Raw genomic sequence first — 5969 nt, 5'->3', positions numbered from 1 at the left:
GGCAAAGCCAAGCCCGACCGCAAACGACTGGCCAGCCTGCGCCAGGCGGCGACCGTGCCCGTAGGCGCGGTCAAAGTCGACGGCCTGTCCGATCAGTTCGTCATCGACGTCGGCCCCGAAGATCCGCTGTACTGGGCTGCCAATGGCGTGCAGGAAGGCCAGATGCGCAAGCTCAAACTGGGCCAGATCCCCTTCGACGGCAGCCTTGACCTGCACGGCATGACCGTGGAAAAAGCCCGCGACACTCTGTGGGAGTTCCTCGCCGAAGCCACCAAGCTGGAAGTGCGTTGCGTGCGTATCACCCACGGCAAGGCCGTGCGCATGGATGGGCGCAAACCGATGATCAAAAGCCACGTCAACACCTGGCTGCGCCAGCATCCTCAGGTGCTGGGGTTCACCTCCTGCCTGGCCAAACACGGCGGCACCGGTGCGGTTTATCTGATGCTCAAACGCACCATGATGGACGGCCGCGACGAATAGGCTGCGCAGGTCCTTATATAAGGCGCTGCCCCCGTTAGCTGTTGAGCCAGACAGCGACCTCGGAGGAGCGGCTTTAGCCGCGAAGCTGTGCTGTGCATCGAAGAATTCGCGGCTGAAGCGAAATGCCGCCCGGCCCCTCTTCCAAGACAAACGCAGCATGCAAAACATAGCGGGTACAGAATCTTTTATATGGCTCCGTCTCCGTAAGGGTCGCATGCCGCAATGCCGTGTAGCAGCCCGGGGGACGTCTGGGTCCTACAGATGACGCGGCTTGCTTCCTTTCGCCGCAGGGCCGAAGGTTGGTCACTTCACACCGCCAAGGCAGTCTGTCATGCGCCGCTCTTGCCAGCGCGGCAACTGCGCCCTACCCTGCGCCCCCTGCCCTCCTCCCTTATAAAGGTCCACAGGAAGATCCATGTCCCTGGAACAAAACTACACCGCCATCCTCGGTCAACTCGGCGAAGACGCGTCCCGCGAGGGCCTGCTCGACACCCCAAAGCGTGCCGCCAAGGCCATGCAGTACCTCTGCCGCGGCTACCAGCAAAGCCTGGAAGAAGTCACCAACGGCGCGCTGTTCAGCTCCGATAACAGCGAAATGGTACTGGTCAAGCACATCGAGCTGTACTCGCTGTGCGAGCACCATCTGCTGCCGTTCATCGGCAAGGCCCACGTCGCCTACATCCCCAACGGCAAGGTGCTCGGCCTGTCCAAGGTCGCGCGGATCGTCGACATGTATGCCCGCCGTCTGCAGATCCAGGAAAATCTCAGCCGGCAGATTGCCGAAGCCATCCAGGAGGTCACCGGTGCCCTCGGCGTCGCCGTGGTGATCGAGGCCCAGCACATGTGCATGATGATGCGCGGCGTGGAAAAGCAGAACTCCTCGATGGTCACCTCGGTGATGCTCGGCGAATTCCGTAACAACGCCGCCACCCGCAGCGAATTCCTCAGCCTGATCAATAACTGACCAGCACCACGCCATGGGCAAACCTGGCTAGCGACAATCTTCAGTCAGATGCAGACGACCCGTCTTTTACAGGATGGGTCGGGCGCAGATTCCAGCAGGCTGTTGAAAAACTACCTGCGTTGCCGATTCGTCGTTAAAAACAGGCTCGTGTGCGAGCCCAGTCAAAATGCTCATTTACAACACGTAAACTGCGCTTCTTCGCCTGTTTTTGCCTAGCCTCGGCTGCCTCGCCTACGTTTTTCAACGGCCTGCTAGTGCGCGGCTTCGCTCTGAAAGTCCCCCATCAGCAACGGCGCATCTTCGCCGAACAAATGCGGGTAGACCGCCGCCAAATGGCCGAAGAACAGCGCTTGCGGCACGTCGGCGAAGCGGCCATGGTCGATCAGATACTCCATGTAGCGCTGGCCCTGCTGGTTGAATGGATGGAACACGCTGTCGCCAAGCCCATCGAACTCCAGCGGCGCCACCTTGAAGAGCTGGCACAGCTGCAGATTGAACGCCGGGGTGGCCTTGACCCAGCGCCCCTGCAGATACAACTCGGTATAGCCGTGCATGGCGAACACTTCGCTGCGCAGCAGTTCCAGCAGCCGCGGAGTGGCCAGATGGTTGCGCACATCGGCCAGACCGATTCGCGCGGGAATCCCACAATGCCGCGCACAGGCCGCCAGCAGCGTGGCCTTCGGCACGCAGTAGCTCTCGCCACTGAGTAGCGCATGGCTGCCCTTCAGCGTTTGCGGATCACGACTGAATGTATAAGGGTTGTAGCGAATACCATCGCGCACCGCGTAGTACAGACTGACCGCCTGCTCAACCGGATCGCGACTGCTGCCGCGCGAGGTTTCAGCGAACTCCACCAGCGCCGGGTGGTCACTATCGATGCAGCGGCCGGGCTCCAGGTATTCACGCATCGGTATTTCTCCGTGACGGGGACCCCAGTCTAACTTCGTCGCGCGGGCGCATGTCACGACTATCCGGCCAAGCTAGCAGCCCTTGTCGCCACTTTTGTATAGATGGCGGCTAGACTCACCACTGGTTCTTTCCAACTCGCCGTCATGGAGGATTTTGCATGCTCGTTGTCTGGTTACTCGTTCTGCTGGTTGGCACGGCCTACCTGGCTCACCGCCGCACTGCACCGCTGCCCGCCCTCGGCGTGGTTGCCGGCTACTTGATCCTCATGGACCTGTTCAGCCATGCACCCACCTGGCTGTTGCTGGTCTTCTGGCTCTTGCTCCTGGCGGTGGCACTCCCGCTGGTGCTGCCGGAACAACGGCGAAAACTGCTCAGCGCCCCGATGTTCGCCTGGTTTCAGCGGGTGCTGCCGCCGATGTCGAATACCGAACGCGATGCCATCGAAGCCGGCACAGTCTGGTGGGATGGCGATCTGTTCAGCGGCCGCCCGGACTGGGACAAACTGCTGGCCTACCCCAAGGCGCAACTGAGCGAAGAGGAACAGGCCTTTCTCGACGGCCCCACCGAAGAGCTCTGCGCCATGGTCAGCGACTGGCAGATCGGCCAGCAGATGGACTTGCCGACCAAGGCCTGGGAGTACATCAAGCAGCACGGTTTTTTCGCCCTGATCATCCCCAAGGAATATGAAGGCAAGGGCTTTTCCGCCTACGCCCACTCCCAGGTGGCGATGAAATTGGCCACCCGCAGCGGCGACCTGGCCTCCACCGTGATGGTGCCCAACTCCCTCGGCCCGGCAGAGTTGCTGCTGCACTACGGCACCGACGAGCAACGCCAGCACTACCTGCCGCGCCTGGCGCGCGGCGATGACATCCCCTGCTTCGCCCTCACCGGCCCACTGGCCGGCTCGGACGCGGGAGCCATGCCCGACACCGGGATTATCTGCAAGGGTCAGTGGCAGGGCGAGGAAGTCCTTGGCCTGCGCCTGAACTGGGAAAAGCGCTACATCACCCTGGGCCCGGTTGCGACCCTGCTCGGCCTGGCATTCAAAGCCTACGACCCCGATCACTTGCTCGGCGAGCAGGAAGACCTCGGCATCAGCCTGGCCCTGGTGCCGACCGACACACCCGGCGTGGAAATCGGCCGACGCCATCTGCCCCTCGGCGCCGCCTTCATGAACGGACCGAACTCGGGGAAAGACGTGTTCATCCCGCTGGACTACCTGATCGGCGGCCAGGACATGCTCGGCAAAGGCTGGATGATGCTGATGAACTGCCTGTCGGTCGGCCGTTCCATCTCCCTGCCGGCCGGGGCCACCGGCTCGGCCAAGTTCAGCAGCCTGGTCACTGGCCAGTACTGCCAGATACGCGAGCAGTTCAATGTCCCGCTGGCGGCCTTCGAGGGCATCCAGGAAGCCCTGGCCCGCATCGGCGGCAATACCTGGCTGATGGACAGTGCACGGATCCTGACGGCGGGCGCGGTGGATCTGGGCGAAAAACCCTCGGTGCTCTCGGCGATTCTCAAGTACCACCTGACCGAGCGCGGCCGCGAATGCGTCAGCCACGCCATGGACGTGCATGGCGGCAAGGGCATCATCATGGGCCCGAACAATTACCTGGGCAGGGCCTGGCAAGGGGCGCCCATCTCCATCACCGTGGAGGGCGCCAACATCCTCTCGCGCAACCTGATGATCTTCGGTCAGGGAGCGATTCGCAGTCATCCCTACGTGCTCAAGGAAATGGCCCTGGCCGCTCGTGAAGACAAGGAACAAGCGCTGCTGGAGTTCGATGCACTGCTGCTGCAGCACATCGGCTTCGCCGTGAGCAACGCGGCCAGCAGCCTGATCCTCAGCCTCGGCCTGGGCGGATTCAGCGAGGTACCGGGCGACAACCTCAGCCGTCCCTACTTCCGCGCCCTCAATCGCCTGGCTGCGGCCTTCGCCCTGCTTGCCGACCTGAGCATGATGCTGCTGGGCGGCGAACTGAAACGCCGCGAGCGCCTGTCCGCACGCCTGGGCGACGCGCTCAGCCACCTGTACCTGGCCTCGGCGGCACTCAAGCGCTACCACGACCTGGATTACCCGGCGCACTCGCGCCCGCTGCTGTGCTGGGCCATGGAAGAAAGCCTGGGCCACGCCGAGCAGGCACTGGATGAACTGCTCAGCAACTTCCCGAACAAACTGTTCGGCTACGCCCTGCGCGTAGTGGTCTTCCCCTTCGGCCGCCGACACAAAGGCCCAAGCGACGCACAGGATGCCCAGGTCGCCGAGATCCTCGGGCGCAACCGCGGCGACCCGGCCCTGGAAGAACTGCTCACCGGTTGCTACCGGCCACAGGCGGATAACGACCCGGTGACCGCCCTGCAGCAGGCGATGGACCTGCTGCAAAGCGCGCAACCCCTGCAGAAGAAACTGGACAAGGCACTCAAGGAAGGCCAGGTGCAGGAAGCGCCGGGCCAGAACTCGATCGACGCCGCAGTCGGTGCCGGCGTTCTCAGCGCAGAAGAGGCACAGAGCCTGCACCAGGCCGAGGCGGCGCGGCGGGTGGTGATCGATGTCGACGACTTCGCCAAGGAAGAACTGAAACTCGGCCGCGGCAAGGTGCGCTAGGACTGCCCGAGAATGGCCATCGACTGCAGACCTACGCCCCCGTAAACGACGCCGTGCACGGCAAAGGGGGCGGGCACCTGATGCGCGCGGCGCGACACGCAGTAGTTGTTCACGGCCTGGGACAGTGGCCAGCCAGAGCCTTATACTGGCGCGCCCGTTTTACCTACAGGATTTTTGTCATGGCCAACGCCCACCTCGACCATCACCTCGCCCTGCTCGCCCACCTGCGCACCATCCTGGTCGCCTTGGGCGAAGCCGAGCAGATTCTCGATGACAGCCACGCCATGTACCTGGAGCGCTACGACGAACTGCTGGCCGACCTGCCGAACGACCCGGAAGCCAGCCTCTACCTCGGCCAGGATCTGATCAGCCAGATCTTCCAGCGCTACCCGCAGATCGCCCATCTGGTGCCGCGCGACCTGTTGTGGTTCTTCGGTGGCGACTGCCTGCACTTCATGCCCGACGAAGAAATCGAGATGTACCAGGCCCTCGAAGAACGCCGTTTCTACGCCCAGGAAAACGACGAGCCCTTCGACTGGAACCAGGAAAAACAGTTGCTGGCCCTGCCCGCGCAGGGCAGCAAGCACTGAGAGGCTGTGAAAAGGCGCCCGCCTACTGCGGCGCTCGATATTTTCACAACCTTTGACCGCATAACCAAAGCCCGCACGACATCTGCGGTGGGCTTTTTCTTGCGTCACATATGTTGCAGACACAAAAACGCCGCTCGATGAGCGGCGTTTTCGTTTATTTGGAGCGGGAAACGAGACTCGAACTCGCGACCCCGACCTTGGCAAGGTCGTGCTCTACCAACTGAGCTATTCCCGCGGTGTATCTACAGCAAAAATGGCGTCCCCTAGGGGACTCGAACCCCTGTTACCGCCGTGAAAGGGCGGTGTCCTAGGCCACTAGACGAAGGGGACCTGGAACTCAAGCTTCACCCGACTGATTGCCGGCTGAAGCAAACAGCGCACTAGTGCACTGCTGGAAAATCTGGAGCGGGAAACGAGACTC

Annotated in this window: 5 protein-coding genes and 2 tRNA genes; 4 read left to right on the top strand and 3 right to left on the bottom strand. The window is 62.4% G+C overall.

Annotated elements, in window-relative coordinates; all coding sequences use genetic code 11:
- The coding region (locus ABZE94_RS19610; RefSeq protein ID WP_372877623.1) for a Smr/MutS family protein at window positions 1-480 on the top strand (480 nt) is incomplete at its 5' end.
- Window positions 481-895: 415 nt separating this feature from the next.
- Window positions 896-1444, top strand: a complete 549-nt coding sequence (gene folE / locus ABZE94_RS19605; RefSeq protein ID WP_372877621.1) for a GTP cyclohydrolase I FolE — start codon at window positions 896-898, stop codon at window positions 1442-1444.
- 251 nt (window positions 1445-1695) lie between these two features.
- Here folE and ABZE94_RS19600 read toward each other — a convergent pair whose 3' ends face one another.
- A complete protein-coding gene (locus ABZE94_RS19600) occupies window positions 1696-2352 on the bottom strand; it encodes a transglutaminase family protein (protein WP_372877619.1) in 657 nt (218 codons plus the stop codon).
- Between the two features lie 158 nt (window positions 2353-2510).
- Here ABZE94_RS19600 and ABZE94_RS19595 point away from each other — a divergent pair, with 158 nt between their 5' ends.
- Window positions 2511-4958: an acyl-CoA dehydrogenase gene (locus tag ABZE94_RS19595; RefSeq protein WP_372877617.1), complete on the top strand. Its 2448-nt coding sequence runs from the start codon at window positions 2511-2513 to the stop codon at window positions 4956-4958.
- 179 nt (window positions 4959-5137) lie between these two features.
- Window positions 5138-5548, top strand: a complete 411-nt coding sequence (locus ABZE94_RS19590; protein WP_372877615.1) for a PA2817 family protein — start codon at window positions 5138-5140, stop codon at window positions 5546-5548.
- Window positions 5549-5707: 159 nt separating this feature from the next.
- Here the strand turns inward: ABZE94_RS19590 and ABZE94_RS19585 are convergent.
- Window positions 5708-5783 (bottom strand) — tRNA-Gly (locus tag ABZE94_RS19585).
- A gap of 19 nt (window positions 5784-5802) precedes the next feature.
- Window positions 5803-5878 (bottom strand) — tRNA-Glu (locus tag ABZE94_RS19580).
- Window positions 5879-5969: the final 91 nt, after the last annotated feature.

Source organism: Pseudomonas sp. (genome assembly GCF_041601375.1).
GTDB lineage: Bacteria > Pseudomonadota > Gammaproteobacteria > Pseudomonadales > Pseudomonadaceae > Aquipseudomonas.
This window is presented reverse-complemented; position numbering and strand designations above follow the sequence as displayed.

Coding starts and splice junctions, on each gene's coding strand:
- ABZE94_RS19600 (WP_372877619.1), bottom strand. CDS start 2,352: ATGCGTGAATACCTGGAGCCCGGCCGCTGCATCGATAGTGACCACCCG.
- folE (WP_372877621.1), top strand. CDS start 896: ATGTCCCTGGAACAAAACTACACCGCCATCCTCGGTCAACTCGGCGAA.
- ABZE94_RS19590 (WP_372877615.1), top strand. CDS start 5,138: ATGGCCAACGCCCACCTCGACCATCACCTCGCCCTGCTCGCCCACCTG.
- ABZE94_RS19595 (WP_372877617.1), top strand. CDS start 2,511: ATGCTCGTTGTCTGGTTACTCGTTCTGCTGGTTGGCACGGCCTACCTG.